This is a genomic window from Lachnoclostridium sp. An131, assembly GCF_002160825.1.
GTDB lineage: Bacteria > Bacillota > Clostridia > Lachnospirales > Lachnospiraceae > Laedolimicola.
Window position 1 is genome coordinate 1 of record NZ_NFLI01000030.1, and the last position, 15704, is coordinate 15704.

Consider the following 15704-nt stretch of genomic DNA (forward strand, 5'->3'; position numbering starts at 1 on the left):
AAGGAATAAATTACTATAGTTCGCAACAACGGCAGAAATCGCTGTAGCCCAGTAAATACAAGGGATACAGCGATTTTTTCTTTACTTAACTGTCAAAGATGGGATTATAACACAGCCGACATGGGCTGTCATTTTACAATTCTGTTTCATATCCTTTACATTTTCTGTCCAGATTCCAGCTTCCTTTCTTTCCGGAAAAGAGCTATAATAAAAACCGAATGGAAACGGAAGAGGAGAGTATGATGAAGCCTTTATTTTTTATCGACTACGACAATACGATTTTCAGCCACCGGACCTGGTCCATTCCGGAGGACGGCCTTCAAACTCTGGAGCGCCTGAAATCCGACGGTTTCCGGGTCATCCTGGCCAGCGGCAGGGCCTTCCGCAGCAGCGATCTCCCCGAGGAGTTCCAGGGCCGCTTTACTCCGGACGGACTCGTGAGCTCCAACGGCGCTATCATTGAGGCAGAAGGCCGGCTGATACACGAAAAGTATTTTGATCCCGGACTTCAGCGCCGGCTTCTGGATTATGTGACAGAAAAGGGCTACTGCCTGATATCCAATTTCGATGGGGTATGGTGCACCTCCAATCTGGAGCGCTTCCGAGCCCTTGATTCCAACAAAAACCGCAAAATCAAGCCTCAGGAGGGCGACGCGTTCCGCGCTCTGTACACCAGCAGGCGGCCTTCCTTTTTCCTGGCTGATACCAGAGAAGCCATCGCAGATGTACAGGAGCATTTTCCGGAGACCCGCCTTCTCTACATGGGAGACGAGATGGGCGGTGCCGATATCATCCCCAAAGAAAACGGAAAAGCCATGGGTGCAGGCAGAATACTGGATTATTTCCATGCTTCCTGGGAGGATGTGATCGCCATCGGAGACAGCATGAACGATATTGAGCTGATTCAGGCGGCAGCCTTTGGCATTGCCATGGGCAATGCGATGCCGGAGGTCCGTGCTGCAGCCAGCTATGTGGCAAAGGATATCGATGACGGCGGACTGGCCGACGCAGCGGCCCGCGCGCGCCAATGGGCGGATAACCGCAGCCAGTATCCGGCGCAGTGACTTCTGCGAAGAATAAAGAGCGGGAAAACGCCCGGGAGCGGCGGCTGAGCCTGTCATCTCAGCCGCCGCTCCCGGGCTTCTCAGTTTCATAACAGCTATTCAAAGCCTTCCTCAGAATGAGTGTGCAGAGGATCATGTGCTCCCTGCGCACCTGCTCTATCTGACCCCAAAAGGCCTTCTCACATCCGCAAGGCCCGACTCTTCCGCAAGTCTCCGGAGCAGTTCGTCTCCCACGCACACCACCGTTTCCTCATGGAGAAAATCTGTAATGTCCGCATCAAACAGAATATTTGCCTGAGCAGGGAATTCATCGTCTCCGTCCCAGAAGATGAACTGCAGAGGCATGCAGTCAAAAGCCTCTATCTGATATCCCGCGTCTCCCTGCTTCAGCGGTTTCCCATTCAAAGCCCTGCAGGCCCGATGAAGCTCTTCAAGATGGCCGCTGAAAATCCGCGCTGCCGCATCCAGCACATTCCGTTTGAAGGCGGCGTCAAAGGGTGCCGCCCTCTTCACATCACGGAACGGCACAAACCGGCCGGATACCCTGGCCCACGGCTTTGAATAATAAAACAGATGATAAATCGTCATCACTGCATTGAAAGGCAGCGTTCTTTCCGGATCTTCCTCCAGCACAATCATCCCCGTCCGCTGGTCAAGCCGGTACCGCTGGTTGAAATAAATAATGTACTGCGCCTCGCCGTCGCCTTCCAGATGAAACCTCTCCTTCATCTCATTCCGGTCAAGCGCAAGGTATTTTTTTCTCCAGTCGTCACAGAGCGCCAGATAGCGGTCCGCCTCCTTTTCCGGAGAATCCACATAGGTCTCTCTCATCTTCTTCCTCCTGTGCCTTTCCTTCTTTTACCTGGCTTTTATCCAGGCAGGCTTCTCTAAAAAATCCCCCCGCAGCGCCGATCTCTTCTCCGGCAGCGGCGCTGATACATCTCATTCAGAAGCATCACTGTCACAAAATCCTCGAGCCAGTTCCTTCCTGTAGCTTCCTGCATCATGACGTCATCCTGATACGTTTTTTTGTCCATTTTTTCATAAATATTCCGGCTCAGGCGGTGAATCGTAAGCTGGTCCGGATACTCGTCAAACATAAAGCTCCCTTCGTATTCCATCCGGTCGCATGCCTCCTCTACCAGCGGCTGAATCTGTCTAGCCAGGGAAGGATACAATTCCTGAAACCTTCTCCGATCTCGCGTTTTTTCGTCCGCCCAAGGCAGAAAAGGGTAAAACGGATATGACTGATAAGGTTGGAAAGAGGGTTTGGGCTCGTCATAAAAGTTCATAAAAATGTCCTTTTTGTAGCAGTATATGCAAAAGCCCAAATCCTGTGACGAAGGGTACTCATCTGCCTGTTCACAGTATACCCTTCCTGCGTGCCTTAAGTCAACCGTGCTGGTTCAGACGGCGGCACGCCAGATTATCCACACTGCCACTCCTGAACCGCGGTGCCAAACGGACAGCGATATGAGAACTGCTCGTCCGCCGGTTTTCCGGGCTCTTTTATTTTCCGGATCCGACGCGACGCACATTTTTCTATCCGTTCACTTTCTGGTTTTCAGGCCCGTATCGGGCAGCAAATCCAAAAGGAATAAAAACAAAAGCCTACAACTATAAAACTGCAGGATTTTTATGTTCTGCTATTGTCTGGCCTCCGCAAAAAAACTATAATAAGAGTAGTTCTCCATAAAGCTCCTGCCATAAGGAGGTTTCATGCGGGAAGAAAAAAGCGGAAAGGCCGCGTCCGGCGCTCCGGGGTATCCATGGGAAGATCGGGCTATGAAAGCGGCCGCATTACAAAAGAGGACCTGAGACGGTTTCGCGTATACGAATCCCTGCTCAGTTATCAATACGGGACAGAGGTTACCACCTGCGTCATCTGCACCTCACAGGCAGGATTTCTGCGAAGCGGACTGAAAGACGGAATCAACCTGTACCGTGTGCAGACGGTCCGGCTGAAAAATCGGAACGCCGACGAAATCATTGCATCTCTGGAAGAAAAGCAGCAGTCGGAAATCCTGACACGGGAGGAACTGCTGAGACTCATTCTGACTCCGCTTATGGGCGGAAACATGCCGCAGTCAGAGCGTATTCGCAGAAGCTTTCACCTGCTTCGGGAAGAACGCCAGAGCCGGGAATGCCGGAACTTGCTGCAGATGCAGGCAGTTCTCTATGCATTTTCAGAAAAATTTCTGGATGCAGAGGAGCTTCAAAGGGTAAAGGAGGAAATTCACATGACACAACTGGGACAGATGATATTTGAGGATGGAGTTCAGGAAGGACAAAGGCTTGGCTTGGAACAAGGACGGGAACTGGGATTAGAACAGGGACTGGAGCAGGGCCAGGAACTGGTCAACCGCCTTATTTCCCGCCTGCTGGAAGAAGGCCGGATAGATGATATCAAAAGAGCTGTCCGGGACCAGGAATACCAGAAACAGCTCTTTACGGAACTGGGAATTCTGTAGAGTGTCACCAAAAACCCGGTCCGGGAATGCAGATCTCTGCATTCCCGGACCGGGCTGTTTTCTTCACAGGCAGCTTACGCCTGCTGCTTTTCTTTATAATGATGCGCATCCTCCAGCATCATATCCTTTACCTTCATCAGACGAATCTGCGTGCTTCTCTCATTTTCATCCAGCTTCATCGTAATGTATTTGATATTCTGCTGCGCCTCCGGAATGATCACATGCTCGAGTGCATTCACACGCCGGCGGGTTTTCTCAATCTCAGCCGCCATGAGCTGGCAGGCCTTTTCACGCTCCGCCAGAAGCAGCATATCCGGCAGTATATCTGCCAGCGACTTCACCGCCGCATCCAGATCGCCGGACGTAAACGCGTATCCATAGGAATAGATATCGTTGCTGTCGGCCGTCCTGGTCTTATATTCAAACACCGGAATATCCACGCTCATCACATTCTTCGTAGAAGTGTCGAGATATACCTCCTGCCGGGGCGCCATAAAGGCCACCCGGAGGCTTTCCTCAGACATGCCGGCCTTTGCGATCACAAAATTTGCATTCGCAGCCCGGATGCCTGCCTCAACCTTCTCGCGCAGCGCCATATTCTCACGCACCAGATCCATGAACTGGCGCATCAGCTCATCCCGCTTATCCTTCAGAAGCTTATGCCCTCTTGTGGCTGTCGCCAGCCGCTTTTTCTGCCGGGTCAGCTCCATCCGGGTGGGCGTCACTGCCGCAGATGCCATACTCTCACCTCGATTTCAAATAAAAACACGTCATTTTCCGTAGTACATATCCAGATACTTGTCATCAATTCTCTTCAGCTCACTTCTGGGCAGAATCGACAGCAGCTTCCAGCCGATACTCAGCGTCTCTTCAATATCCCGGTTTGTCTGGTAGCCCTGGTTTACATACTGCTCCTCAAAGGCATCCGCGAATTTCGCGTAAATCAGGTCGATATCGGACAGGGCCGCCTCTCCCAGAATCACCATCAGCTCCTTGGCTTCCTTGCCGCGGGCATAGGCCGCGAAGAGCTGGTTCATGGTATTGGAGTGGTCTGCTCGCGTCTTTCCCTCACCGATACCCTTATCCTTCAGACGGGACAGGGAAGGCAGTACGTCGATGGGCGGCTGAACGCCCTTGCGGTACAGCTCACGGCTCAGGATGATCTGGCCCTCGGTGATGTAACCGGTCAGGTCAGGAATCGGATGGGTCTTGTCATCCTCGGGCATGGTCAGAATCGGAATCAGCGTAATGCTTCCCTTTTTGCCCTTCTGCCGTCCGGCACGCTCATACATGGTCGCAAGGTCGGTGTACAGGTAGCCCGGATAACCACGCCGTCCCGGAACCTCCTTACGGGCCGCGGAAACCTCACGGAGAGAGTCCGCATAGTTTGTGATATCCGTCAGAATAACCAGCACGTGCATATCCTGCTCGAAGGCCAGATATTCCGCAGCGGTCAGCGCCATACGCGGCGTCGCGATACGCTCTACCGCCGGATCATTTGCAAGGTTGATGAAAAGAACGGTACGGTCAATGGCCCCCGTCTCTTTGAAGCTTTCCGTAAAGAAATTTGCTTCCTCAAAGGTAATTCCCATGGCTGCGAATACAACCGCAAAGGACTCGCTGGTTCCGCGCACCTTCGCCTGACGGGCAATCTGTGCGCCAAGCTGGGCATGGGGTAGACCGGAAGCTGAGAAAATCGGCAGCTTCTGGCCGCGGACCAGAGTATTCAGGCCGTCAATAGCAGAAACGCCCGTCTGGATAAACTCATTCGGATAATCTCTGGCGGCCGGATTCATCGGCAGGCCGTTGATATCCCGCCGCTCGTCGGGCAGGATCTCCGGTCCCTTATCAATGGGACGGCCCAGGCCGTCGAAGACGCGGCCAAGCATATCGGCAGACACACCAAGCTCCATGGTTCTTCCAAGAAAACGCACCTTGCTGTTGGACAGGTTGATTCCTGCAGCGTTTTCATAAAGCTGTACCAGAGCGTTCGTGCCGTCTACCTCCAGCACCTTGCAGCGGCGGGTCTCGCCGTTCGCCAGCTCAATCTCGCCGATTTCATCATAGGTCACATGGTCCACACCCTGGACCAGCATCAGCGGGCCGGCAACTTCCTGTATGGTTCTGTATTCCTTTGGCATTTAGAAGTCCTCCTTCCCGACAGTCTCTTCAATCTCAGCGGCAAGCTCCGCCTTCACCGCCTCATATTCCTTCTCGATATTTTCATTCGGCGTATATTTGTAACGGCCGATCCGCTCACGGACTGCCATTTTCAGCAAGTCGTTGATGGAAGAGCCCCGTTTTAACGCCTCTGTACACTGCTCATAGAAAGCAAGCACCAGCTTCATCATCAGATACTGCTTCTCAAGCGGCGTATAGGTATCGATCTCGTGGAAGGAATTCTGGTGAAGGAAATCCTCACGAATCGAACGGGCAGCCTCCATCTTCAGACGGTCAGGCGCTGACAGAGCGTCCATACCTACCATCTTTACAATCTCCTCCAGCTGGGCCTCGTCCTGCAGCAGTGACATCAGCTTCTGGCGCAGCTCCATCCAGTCCGGAGCCACATGCTCATTGAACCAGCCTCCCATATTGTCCACATACAGAGAATAGCTGGTCAGCCAGTTGATGGCCGGGAAATGGCGCTTGTAGGCCAGAGAGGAATCCAGTCCCCAGTATACCTTTACGATACGCAGAGTCGCCTGAGACACCGGCTCCGAAATGTCGCCTCCGGGCGGAGACACGGCTCCGATAACCGACAGCGCTCCCATGCGTCCCTCGCTTCCCAGGGAAATCACACGGCCGGCACGCTCGTAGAACTGCGCCAGACGGGAACCCAGATACGCAGGATAGCCTTCCTCACCGGGCATTTCCTCCAGACGGCCGGACATCTCACGAAGTGCCTCTGCCCAGCGGGAGGTGGAATCTGCCATCAGCGCCACGGAATAGCCCATATCGCGGAAATACTCCGCAATCGTAATTCCCGTATAAATGGATGCCTCACGAGCAGCCACAGGCATATCCGAAGTATTGGCAATCAGCACGGTACGCTCCATCAGAGAACGTCCTGTCTTCGGGTCCTTCAGCTCCGGGAACTCGTTCAGTACATCCGTCATCTCATTTCCGCGCTCGCCGCAGCCGATGTAAACCACGATATCCGCCTCAGCCCATTTTGCAAGCTGATGCTGAATCACCGTCTTTCCGGAACCAAAGGGGCCCGGCACAGCGGCCACGCCGCCCTTCGCAATCGGGAACAGGGCGTCGATAACACGCTGTCCTGTGATAAGCGGCATCTCCGGAGGAAGCTTCTCCGCATAGGGGCGGCCCTTCCGGACCGGCCAGCGCTGCATCATGGAAAGCTCCTTATCTCCGTTCTTTGTGGAAAGAACAGCAATCGTGTCCTCCACCGTATATTCTCCGGCGCAGATGGATTTTACAGTTCCTGATACCTCCGGCGGAACCATAATTTTCTGCACCACGGCTTCCGTCTCTTTTACGGTACCCAGCACATCACCAGGCTGAAGCTCGTCGCCCACAGACACAGACGGAACAAAGTTCCATTTCTGCTCCCGGTTTAAGGACGGCACCTCCACACCACGCTTTAAGTTGTTTCCGGTCAGTTTCATGATCTCGTCCAGCGGACGCTGGATTCCGTCAAAGATACTGCCGATCAGTCCCGGTCCGAGCTCTACGGACAGGGGCACGTTCATGGACTCCACCGGCTCTCCCGGCCCAAGTCCGGATGTTTCCTCATAGACCTGAATGGAGGCCTCATCCCCGTGCATTTCTATAATCTCGCCGATCAGACGTTCCGAGCTTACGCGAACCACATCAAACATGTTCGCGTCCCGCATGCCCTTCGCGATAACCAGCGGTCCTGCTACTTTTTTAATCGTTCCTGTACTCATTTCAGGGAATCTCCACCTTTCTGCCAATGCCGGGCCAGGGCCCCTGCACCGGCTTACTTTGAAAACAAAATGTCCGAACCGACCGCCTGCTCCACAGATTTCCGCACACTTTCCACGCCGCGTCCTGTGTTGCCGGATACGCCCGGAATCAGAATGATCGCGGGGAAAACCCGCTCTCTGTATTTTTCAATCACAGCGGAAAGCTCCGCCGCCAGCTTTTCTGTGATATATACCACCGCATAACCGCCGCCAGCCAGCTCATGAAGCTTTTTTGCCGCCTCCTCCGGATCCTCTTCCGGAAAGGTATCGAGCCCCAGAGCGGCAAAGCCGTAAATGCTGTCGTAATCACCCAGCACCGCAATTCTATACATACATTTCCCTTACCCTTTCCCGGATCGAAGCCTCCGGCATTCCCGTCCGCTTTCCAGACAGGATAATTCTCACAGTCTTAATCTCATTTTCCCGGGCCAGCGCGTAGGCTACCAGCGGTCCTACGGAAAACGGATTGTATTTCTGGGGCTTCATAGCCTCGATCACCTGATTGTCACACCAGCGCTCGAACTCCGACAGGGATACGTCCAGAGCGTCCGCGGCTCCTCCGTAAGCCGTGCTTTTCAAATACGCCCGCAGCTCCTGCTCTCCCGCCGCTGCCGCATGCGCAAGCTCTTCTGCCGAAAGCGTAGCGCAGGGCGCAAGAGCACGGAGTATGAAGCCCTCCGGCTTTCCTGTCCTGCAGCAGCGCGCCGCAATCCGGATATCCGCTGCGGATACTGTCGCTTCCGCGTAATCACGCAGCACCGGGGTCTTCGAGCTCTGTCCGGCCCTGCAGACCGCATCCAGAGCCGCCCTGTCCACAATCACGTCACAGAGCTGCCCGTCCTTCGTATGAAGCAGCGTTTCAAAAGCTTCCTTTGCAGCCCCTGCCATATATTCCGGCAGGGAATCAAAATCCTTTTCCTGAACTGCCTCCAGAATCTCTTCCGCAGAAGGATCTGTATCACTGTAATAGATGTGATCCACCTTTGCTCCAGTGCAAACCTCTTTGACGGCCGCCTTCAGGTTATGGAAAACGTTCGTGTAATTCAGAAGCTCGAAAACCGACATATCCGGCGTCAAATCCCGTATGTCTTCCCAGGTCTTTTCCCGTTCCCGCATGAGAATGGCCTCGCCGTCCCTGGGCGTATCTGCGCCTCCCCAGCCCTTTTCTGCCAGAAAGCTCACACAAGCTTCGTAATCCGGCCGGCTCAGAAGCTGTTCAATCACCGCCGCAGAAAAGAGGCCCAGTTCCTTGGAACGTATCCGCGCAACCGCGTATACATAATCCACATCAGACATGTCTTAAAACCTCCTTCTCTGGCTTCATGAAAACAGCACTCTGCGCACCGCATCCTGCAGCGCTTCCTTCCGGCTGTCAAACAGTGCCCGGAAGGTGCAGTTTTCTTCAATTCCGCCATACGTCAGAACAAAACCGTTTTCGATACCCGCGGTCCCGCTGCCAAGCCTTAAGGAGCCGCCCTTTGCCGCCGCTATTTTCGCCAGCTCCTTCTCAAAGCCGGAGGGAAGACGCTTCCGGTCTCTTTCCGAAAAACAGATTTCCCCGTCCAGCGGCTGCGCGTACTGCGCCAGCAGCCGGCGGATCAGGTCGAAATAAGCCGCTTCATCCAGGCTGTCCAGCCTCTCATAGGCCTTTTCCAGAACTTCCGCTATGACCTCCTGCTTCGCCTGCAGGATAGCCATTCTCCGCTTCATATCTGCCGAAGAGCGCACCCTGTCCAGATAACGGGACGCATCCTCCTCAGCCTGCTGCACGAGAGCTTCCCCCATAGCCTCCCCCTCAGCTGCTGCCTGAGCGGTAAGCTTCTCTGCCTCCTCCCTTGCCGCAGCAAGCCGGCTTTCGGCCTCGGCCTTCGCCTCGTCCTGAATCTGGCTAATCATTTTATCCAAGCCTGTCATATTCTAATGCTCCTTTATACCGGAATTCCGTTTACAGCCAGAATGGAAATCAGAAGAGCCAGGATGGCGTAGGTCTCTACCATGGCCGGGAACAGCATAGCCTTACCGAACTGCTCCGGCTTCTTGGCTACAAGGCCGATACTTGCCACAGAGGTTCTTCCCTGATGAATTGCAGAAATCAGGCCCACTACTGCCATGGGCACGCATGCAAAGAGCAGCATCATACCGGTCGCACCGTCCACCTGAGCCAGGTTTCCGCTCAAGGCTCCGATTTTATTCAGCGTAACGAAGGCTACCAGAAGACCGTAGATACCCTGAGTACCCGGCAGCAGCTGCAGCAGCAGAACCTTGGAAAACTTACTCGGATCCTCTGTTACGACACCTGCTCCCGCCTGGCCTGCCATAGCCACACCCTTCGCAGAACCGATTCCTGCCATAAGGGCCGCCAGCACTGCTCCAACAACCGCATAGACAACTCCCAACTGATCAAACATAATTAATTTTCCTCCTTGATTTCAACATAATTTGTTTTTATACAGAACGGGTTGAAGGGTCTTCCTCCACCCTCGTAAAACTTTCCGAAAAACTCCACGTACTGGAGCCTGTTCGTATGCACATAAGCGCCCAGCAGGTTGATGCCGATATTGATGGAATGTCCAATCAGGAATACCAGCGTAAACCCGATAGCTCCCACAATGCCTCCGCCCAGCATGGCCCCCATAGAATTGATAACCGTGCCGATAACACCTGTCGCAAGTCCCAGGGCCAGAAGCCTCGAATAAGACAGCACGTCGCTGAGCCAGCTCGTCACACCGTACAGGTCATAGGCTCCCAGGGCCACCCTGAGGAACCAGTTTTTCCTGCCGCGTCCGGACATCAGAAGGATTCCCACTGCTCCGCCGATGGCCATCCCCTTTGCCGCCAGATTCAGCGCCGGCGGGAAGTTGAACTGCATCTGGGAAATAGACTCAAACATCTGGCTTGGAAGCAGAATCAGAATCAGTCCAATCAGGAGCAGATACCAGAATACCACCTCGCACACAAAGTCCAGATATTTCTTGTCCCGAAGCAGCATATAGCCCTTCATGCCAAGTCCCAGAAACAGATGTATCACACCGAAGAGCATGGAAAATACCAGCATCTTCATGGGCTCATTCAGCGGGACAAACCAGAGCGCCGGGATCGTAACCTCTTTCCCGAAGAACGTCCGCGAAACCACGTCCACCACGTCTCCGAAATAGCTGCCGAACATGACGCCCCAGAACATCGTGGAGATGCCGCAGTACATGAACATCCGCAGGGATTTGCGCATGCCCTCCTGCATCCGCGGGAACTTCAGCAGCGCCGCCAGGCAGACCGCAAAGACCACAAAGCCGTAAGCGGCATCCGACAGCATCAGGCCAAACAGGAAAATATAGCAGGCCGACATGACGGTCGTCGGGTCGATCTCTCCCTTTCCGGGAAGGCCGAAGGCCTCCACCACTCCTTCAAAGGAAGAGGGCACCGTCTTATTTGCCAGAAGCACCGGCGGCTCGTCCTCTTCCGCCGGATCCGCAATCTCTACTGCCAGAGTAAAATTCTCTGAAAGCTCCTTTGCCAGCTCTGCCGCCGCCCTCTCCGGAACATAGCCCGTCACCAGGAAGGTTTTCTTCGACTGGAGCAGCGTCCCCAGAATTTCATATTTTTCCAGGCGGATCCGGTAATAGTCGGATGCCAGCTTCAGCTTCTCCCTGCATTCCGCAAGAGAAACGACTTCCTTTTCCAGCTCTTCCCTTTTCTGCTCCAGCTTTTTTATCTCATCCGAAAGCCCGGCCTGCCGGTCAGCCGGCTTCCTGTCTTCCAGCCGGGAAGGCCTTGCAAAGCCCTCCGTACGCAGCGCCTCCTCGACCCTGGCCGCATCTTCCTTTCTGACCAGGATGAACACACAGCTCTGGCTGCTGTCCGAAGAAACCACCTCTGCAAAATAGCCGGGAAGAGCTGCTTCTCTGCCCTCTTCCGGCGTCAGGCCTGCCTCTATCCTCGCGCAGAGCTGCTCTGTGGAAAGCTGCTCCGGGAAGGTCCCGACGAGAGCTCCCGTCCTCTTCGTTCCCGCAAAGCTCATGGGAACATCCAGGGCCTTCCAGGGCTCCAGAGCCTCTCTCTCATTTTCCAGCCTCTTTCTCTCGGCTTCGCATTCTGCTGCCTCCCTGGAAAGAGCCTCGATTCTCCGCGCCTTTTCCATGACAGCCTCCCTGGCTGCCTCCATGCGGCGGTAATCCTCCAGGGATACCAGCTCCTTCCCCTCCAGAGAGGAAAACATGCTTTTCTGTTCCGGAACGTATTGCTGCAGTATCTCCAGAGCATGCTCGGCAAGCTGAACGTCCCGTTCAAAGGCTCCCCGCGCTTCTGCGGTATCTGTCCTTTTAAACACCTCGTCCTCCACGGCGTCCGTATCTATGTCCACGACGCCCCGGCGCTGCAGAAGCTCCAGGATCTGTTTCCTGTTTTTCTTCCAGGCACAGATTGCCAGCCGCTGCATCTTAAGAACTGCCATATACATCCCTCCTTTCTATGTCTCGTCTGTATCACAGTCCACAGACCGGCTTAGCCGGTCTGCAGCATGTAACTGTCTGTATTCTTTTTCAGCCTCACTCTAAAACCGGCTGCCAGTCACACCAGGGCCTCCAGCGCTGCCTCTATGGCCTTCTCTTCGCTGCGGGCTGCCAGCGACTTCAGCGCCGCAGCCTCGCGGGCTGCCTTTTCTGCCTCCTCTGCAAGAAGCCTTTCTCCTTCCGCCTTCGCTTCTTCCATTCTGGCCGAAGCCCGGGCTTTTGCATCCTCAAGCGCCTTGGCCTTCATTTCCTCCGCCCCTGCCTTTGCTTCTTTCAGAATCTCTGCACTGTCCTGCTGCGCCTGGCGCAGCAGCTCATCTGCCTCGCCTTCTGTTTTCTTTACAGCTGCCACAGCCTCCTCTATCATTGTCTCACCGCCTTGTCTTTCTTTCATTCCATCAAATACCCCGGGAGTTTCCCGGGTTATAACTGTATTTATACTCTAACCGCCGGATATCGTCAAGCTAATTTTCCGTTAAAAAGCTGATGTCAGACAGTTTCTTCCTATCTAAATAGAGTACCCTTACAGAGCCTGTTTCAACCGTTCATTTTTCTTTTTGATCGAAACCAGATATACAATCAGGAACAGCAGCGCCATCTGCAGACTCATCATAGAATAATCCATGTCAAGCAGAAGAAGAAGCGCAAGCCAGGTTCCCGCCATCAGAAAGCTCCGGCTCTTCACCAGGGTATAAACGACAAGCCCCAGGAAGAGAAGGATAAAGCAGATTCCCACCGGAATCGAAAAACGAAGCATCTGATTTAAGAATACATTGTGGGCGTTATTCACCAGCAGTCCTGTCTCCGTCTGAATCATAGATGTGCCAAACCGCATGCCCCAGCCCTCCGGATGATCGAGAATCACCTGCCAGACCGCCTTCCAGATCGGAACCCGGTCTCCCAGCGTCATGATGTTTCGCTCCGACAGCACCTCCCAGGCCACTGCTCCCCCCGCAGCCAGGAAGACTGCCGCCGCGGCAAAATGCCATTTCTTTGGCCGGAATTCCTTCCAGTTCACCTGATCCAGCACACCTCCCAGGATAATCAGAAACACTCCGGCAATACCGGTCCAGGAGTGGGTCAGATACAGACAGAACAGAAGCACCGCCATGCTGAGCAGAAAGGTCAGCATATTTTTGAATTTCTTCCGGTAGGCTGTAAAAAGCGCCATAAACGCCACCAGCATCAGCGCATACTCGCTCTTGTGGCTGTAAATCCAGTAATGGCGTGTCTCATAAAAATTGCTTGGCAGCTCAAAAAAGATAAACTGATTGTTGCAGATCAATAAATTCGTATAACCCATCAGATAGTAAATAATACTTCCCACATTGGATATTACAATACAGCGCATCAGGAAACGGATGTTGTCATGCTTTCCTTCATCCAGCCTGATCTGGAACCCAAGAAGCACCGCCATGAACAGGAACGCCTCTGTATTGTTTATCTGCTCCCAATACCAATGCAGATATTTGTGATTAAAATACAAAGAAAGTACATTGTAGAGCAGAAGCACTCCAAAGTAGACTGCCGCAGCAGCATGGATCCGAGCAAGCTTTCCCCTGTTCCACACAAGCTGAAGCAGCATATACAGGACTAACAGAAAATATGCCCAAGAAAATCCGGCATAGTATGCGCTCTGGTACACATCCGTATGGGGACTGTAAAACGCCGGAAACAGCAGCATAAACACAAAGGCCGCCCTTAAAATCCACGAATCAATCTCATGCTCTTTTAACCAGTTCATCTGAAAACTCCTCTCCGCAGCATCGGGACTCCCGGCTGGCGGGCGTCATGCTGTTCTGTCTATTATAGCCCAGATGGCCCCCGTACACAAGGGACAATCTGGCAAAAATGGCCATGCTGGCCATACCTTCGAATATTGTTTGACAAGCCTTCCCAGATCTTTTATGATACAAGAAGAAAGGAATGTCTCCGGGCCTTCCAGATTTCCGAACAGTGCAGACAGGGAGAACGACATGTCAAATATCAGTCAGAAGCAGCGGCTTATCCAAAATTATACCTTACTGGCAGTAGAATGTCTCTGCATTATTCTGTCCTTTGCCCTGGCGCTTCTGACCAGAGGAATGGAGCACAGCTACAGGACCTACTCCGAAACCTACATTACGACAGTCGCTTTCATCCTGTTTTTCCACCTGCTGTCCTATTATCTTTTTGACTGGAACACAAATATTTTCCGGCGCGGCTACTACGTAGAGCTGATCGCCGTGTGCAAATACAATCTTGTCCTGATCTTCTTTCTCAGCTTTTTCCTGTATGTAGCCAAGATGGCCGAGGACTTTTCCCGGCTCGTCTTCGTCTATTTTTTCATCTACAATATTGTGCTCACCTATATCGGGCACCTGCTGCTGAAACAGTATTTCACCAAAATCTACCGCACCAGCTCGGGCAGCAACAAGATGTTTCTTATCACGACGTCCGATTCCGCCCGCCAGGTCCTTGAAAAGCTGACGGATTCGCCCGAATGGAGCTTTGAGGTAGCCGGAATCGCCCTTCTGGATCAGGAAACGGAAGCGGGACAGGAGATGATAGACGGCATCCCTGTCGTAGCCGGACACACAGATCTCTACGACCAGCTGAAGACGAAGGTCATCGATGAGGTCTTCATTCACCTTCCCGACTACTCCAAGGAGCAGACTGAAGAACTGATTATCCGTTTTGAAAGCATGGGAATCACCGTCCATGTAAATATCGACTATTTTAATAACGTCATCGCTCACAAGACGACGGAGTCCTTCGCCGGCTTCACCGTCCTGTCTTACGAAGCCAGCACCTTTGACTACCGCCGCCTGTTCGTCAAACGAATCATCGACATTATCGGGGCAATCGTGGGGCTGGCTGTCACTGCCGTTCTCACTCCCTTTATCGCTCTGGCAATCAAGATAGATTCTCCGGGACCGGTCTTTTTCGCGCAGAAGCGGGTCGGAAAAAACGGACGCTATTTCCGTCTCTATAAATTCCGCTCCATGTACACAGACGCCGAGGCCCGCAAAAAGGACCTGATGGCTCAGAACGAGATGGAAGGCCCTATGTTCAAGGTTGAAAACGACCCCCGCGTCACGCGCGTAGGCGCTTTCCTGCGAAAGACCAGCCTGGATGAGCTGCCCCAGTTTTTCAACATCCTGATTGGCAGCATGAGCCTGGTCGGCACCAGGCCGCCCACAATAGATGAATTCAATCAATACGATCTCTACTACCGCCGCCGTTTAAGTATCAAGCCCGGTCTCACCGGCCTGTGGCAGGTCAGCGGCCGGAGTGATATCACAGATTTCCGGGAAGTCCTGAAGCTTGATCTGGAGTATATCGACAACTGGAGCCTGGCTTCCGATATCCGGATTCTGCTGATGACGGTATGGGTAGTGATTATGAAAAAGGGAGCGCGGTAAACCTCCGAAAACTGCAGAAAGCCTGTATGGCACTGCACATTTTCCGGAGGCGCCGCGCTCCCTTTTTGCCGCAATATTAAAAATATCAGGATTCATGACTGCTCCTGATTTCTTATCAAAATACATCGCCGATTTTCTTTCTCTTTTTTCTCTTTTCTCTTTTTTCTTAATCTTCCGGATATCCCGGTCCGTCATTTTCATCTTGTAAGCGCTTTATAATCGCACGGATAGCAAATTCGCAACTTTTGTGAGATACTTCAGATACTTGGAGCAATTCACTTCATATCTGGTTCTCAGAATTACAAAAGCTGCG

General features: G+C 53.1%; 15 protein-coding genes. 3 read left to right on the forward strand and 12 right to left on the reverse strand.

Annotated features, from left to right (window positions below; genetic code table 11):
• Window positions 1-239 precede the first annotated feature (239 nt).
• On the forward strand, window positions 240-1064 hold the full coding sequence (locus B5E77_RS16290) for an HAD-IIB family hydrolase (protein ID WP_162609730.1): 825 nt from the start codon (window positions 240-242) through the stop codon (window positions 1062-1064).
• A 156-nt stretch (window positions 1065-1220) separates the two neighbouring features.
• Here the strand turns inward: B5E77_RS16290 and B5E77_RS16295 are convergent, their stop codons facing one another.
• Entirely contained in the window at window positions 1221-1895 is a 675-nt protein-coding gene (locus B5E77_RS16295) for a DUF3786 domain-containing protein (RefSeq protein ID WP_087166419.1), read from the reverse strand.
• Window positions 1896-1951: 56 nt separating this feature from the next.
• Window positions 1952-2185: a hypothetical protein gene (locus B5E77_RS16300; RefSeq protein ID WP_143468656.1), complete on the reverse strand. Its 234-nt coding sequence runs from the start codon at window positions 2183-2185 to the stop codon at window positions 1952-1954.
• A gap of 648 nt (window positions 2186-2833) precedes the next feature.
• On the opposite strand from B5E77_RS16300, the gene B5E77_RS17360 reads away from it, so the two are divergent.
• Window positions 2834-3535: a hypothetical protein gene (locus B5E77_RS17360; RefSeq protein WP_242963796.1), complete on the forward strand. Its 702-nt coding sequence runs from the start codon at window positions 2834-2836 to the stop codon at window positions 3533-3535.
• 74 nt (window positions 3536-3609) lie between these two features.
• Here B5E77_RS17360 and B5E77_RS16310 read toward each other — a convergent pair whose 3' ends face one another.
• From B5E77_RS16310 to B5E77_RS16355, 10 genes are all read right to left on the reverse strand, one after another.
• Complete coding sequence (locus B5E77_RS16310; RefSeq protein WP_087166421.1) at window positions 3610-4275, reverse strand: V-type ATP synthase subunit D; 666 nt, start codon at window positions 4273-4275, stop codon at window positions 3610-3612.
• 30 nt (window positions 4276-4305) lie between these two features.
• On the reverse strand, window positions 4306-5676 hold the full coding sequence (locus B5E77_RS16315; RefSeq protein WP_087166422.1) for a V-type ATP synthase subunit B: 1371 nt from the start codon (window positions 5674-5676) through the stop codon (window positions 4306-4308).
• Window positions 5677-7443, reverse strand: coding sequence for a V-type ATP synthase subunit A (locus tag B5E77_RS16320; protein ID WP_087166423.1), 1767 nt, complete (start codon window positions 7441-7443; stop codon window positions 5677-5679).
• Window positions 7444-7496: 53 nt separating this feature from the next.
• Window positions 7497-7814, reverse strand: coding sequence for a V-type ATP synthase subunit F (locus B5E77_RS16325; protein ID WP_087166424.1), 318 nt, complete (start codon window positions 7812-7814; stop codon window positions 7497-7499).
• Complete coding sequence (locus tag B5E77_RS16330) at window positions 7807-8778, reverse strand: V0D/AC39 family V-type ATPase subunit (protein ID WP_087166425.1); 972 nt, start codon at window positions 8776-8778, stop codon at window positions 7807-7809. The genes B5E77_RS16325 and B5E77_RS16330 overlap by 8 nt, the downstream gene beginning before the upstream one ends.
• A gap of 24 nt (window positions 8779-8802) precedes the next feature.
• Complete coding sequence (locus B5E77_RS16335; protein ID WP_087166426.1) at window positions 8803-9396, reverse strand: V-type ATP synthase subunit E; 594 nt, start codon at window positions 9394-9396, stop codon at window positions 8803-8805.
• 14 nt (window positions 9397-9410) lie between these two features.
• The gene (locus tag B5E77_RS16340) at window positions 9411-9890 is read right to left on the reverse strand and encodes a V-type ATP synthase subunit K (protein WP_087166427.1); all 480 of its coding nucleotides are present in this window, start codon (window positions 9888-9890) and stop codon (window positions 9411-9413) included.
• 2 nt (window positions 9891-9892) lie between these two features.
• Window positions 9893-11929 (reverse strand): V-type ATP synthase subunit I, encoded by a 2037-nt coding sequence (locus tag B5E77_RS16345; protein WP_087166428.1) that lies wholly within the window; start codon window positions 11927-11929, stop codon window positions 9893-9895.
• Window positions 11930-12045: 116 nt separating this feature from the next.
• Complete coding sequence (locus B5E77_RS16350) at window positions 12046-12381, reverse strand: hypothetical protein (protein WP_143468657.1); 336 nt, start codon at window positions 12379-12381, stop codon at window positions 12046-12048.
• Between the two features lie 129 nt (window positions 12382-12510).
• On the reverse strand, window positions 12511-13731 hold the full coding sequence (locus B5E77_RS16355) for an O-antigen ligase family protein (RefSeq protein WP_087166430.1): 1221 nt from the start codon (window positions 13729-13731) through the stop codon (window positions 12511-12513).
• 232 nt (window positions 13732-13963) lie between these two features.
• On the opposite strand from B5E77_RS16355, the gene B5E77_RS16360 reads away from it, so the two are divergent.
• Window positions 13964-15391, forward strand: a complete 1428-nt coding sequence (locus tag B5E77_RS16360; protein ID WP_162609731.1) for a sugar transferase — start codon at window positions 13964-13966, stop codon at window positions 15389-15391.
• Window positions 15392-15704 lie beyond the last annotated feature (313 nt).

What these genes read in the sequence shown, in the direction of transcription:
- B5E77_RS16350 (WP_143468657.1), bottom strand. Translation starts at nt 12,381, where the DNA reads ATGAAAGAAAGACAAGGCGGTGAGACAATGATAGAGGAGGCTGTGGCA.
- B5E77_RS16315 (WP_087166422.1), bottom strand. Translation starts at nt 5,676, where the DNA reads ATGCCAAAGGAATACAGAACCATACAGGAAGTTGCCGGCCCGCTGATG.
- B5E77_RS16290 (WP_162609730.1), top strand. Translation starts at nt 240, where the DNA reads ATGATGAAGCCTTTATTTTTTATCGACTACGACAATACGATTTTCAGC.
- B5E77_RS16330 (WP_087166425.1), bottom strand. Translation starts at nt 8,778, where the DNA reads ATGTCTGATGTGGATTATGTATACGCGGTTGCGCGGATACGTTCCAAG.
- B5E77_RS16325 (WP_087166424.1), bottom strand. Translation starts at nt 7,814, where the DNA reads ATGTATAGAATTGCGGTGCTGGGTGATTACGACAGCATTTACGGCTTT.
- B5E77_RS16295 (WP_087166419.1), bottom strand. Translation starts at nt 1,895, where the DNA reads ATGAGAGAGACCTATGTGGATTCTCCGGAAAAGGAGGCGGACCGCTAT.
- B5E77_RS16345 (WP_087166428.1), bottom strand. Translation starts at nt 11,929, where the DNA reads ATGGCAGTTCTTAAGATGCAGCGGCTGGCAATCTGTGCCTGGAAGAAA.
- B5E77_RS16300 (WP_143468656.1), bottom strand. Translation starts at nt 2,185, where the DNA reads ATGGAATACGAAGGGAGCTTTATGTTTGACGAGTATCCGGACCAGCTT.
- B5E77_RS16360 (WP_162609731.1), top strand. Translation starts at nt 13,964, where the DNA reads ATGTCAAATATCAGTCAGAAGCAGCGGCTTATCCAAAATTATACCTTA.
- B5E77_RS16310 (WP_087166421.1), bottom strand. Translation starts at nt 4,275, where the DNA reads ATGGCATCTGCGGCAGTGACGCCCACCCGGATGGAGCTGACCCGGCAG.
- B5E77_RS17360 (WP_242963796.1), top strand. Translation starts at nt 2,834, where the DNA reads ATGGGAAGATCGGGCTATGAAAGCGGCCGCATTACAAAAGAGGACCTG.
- B5E77_RS16320 (WP_087166423.1), bottom strand. Translation starts at nt 7,443, where the DNA reads ATGAGTACAGGAACGATTAAAAAAGTAGCAGGACCGCTGGTTATCGCG.
- B5E77_RS16340 (WP_087166427.1), bottom strand. Translation starts at nt 9,890, where the DNA reads ATGTTTGATCAGTTGGGAGTTGTCTATGCGGTTGTTGGAGCAGTGCTG.
- B5E77_RS16335 (WP_087166426.1), bottom strand. Translation starts at nt 9,396, where the DNA reads ATGACAGGCTTGGATAAAATGATTAGCCAGATTCAGGACGAGGCGAAG.
- B5E77_RS16355 (WP_087166430.1), bottom strand. Translation starts at nt 13,731, where the DNA reads ATGAACTGGTTAAAAGAGCATGAGATTGATTCGTGGATTTTAAGGGCG.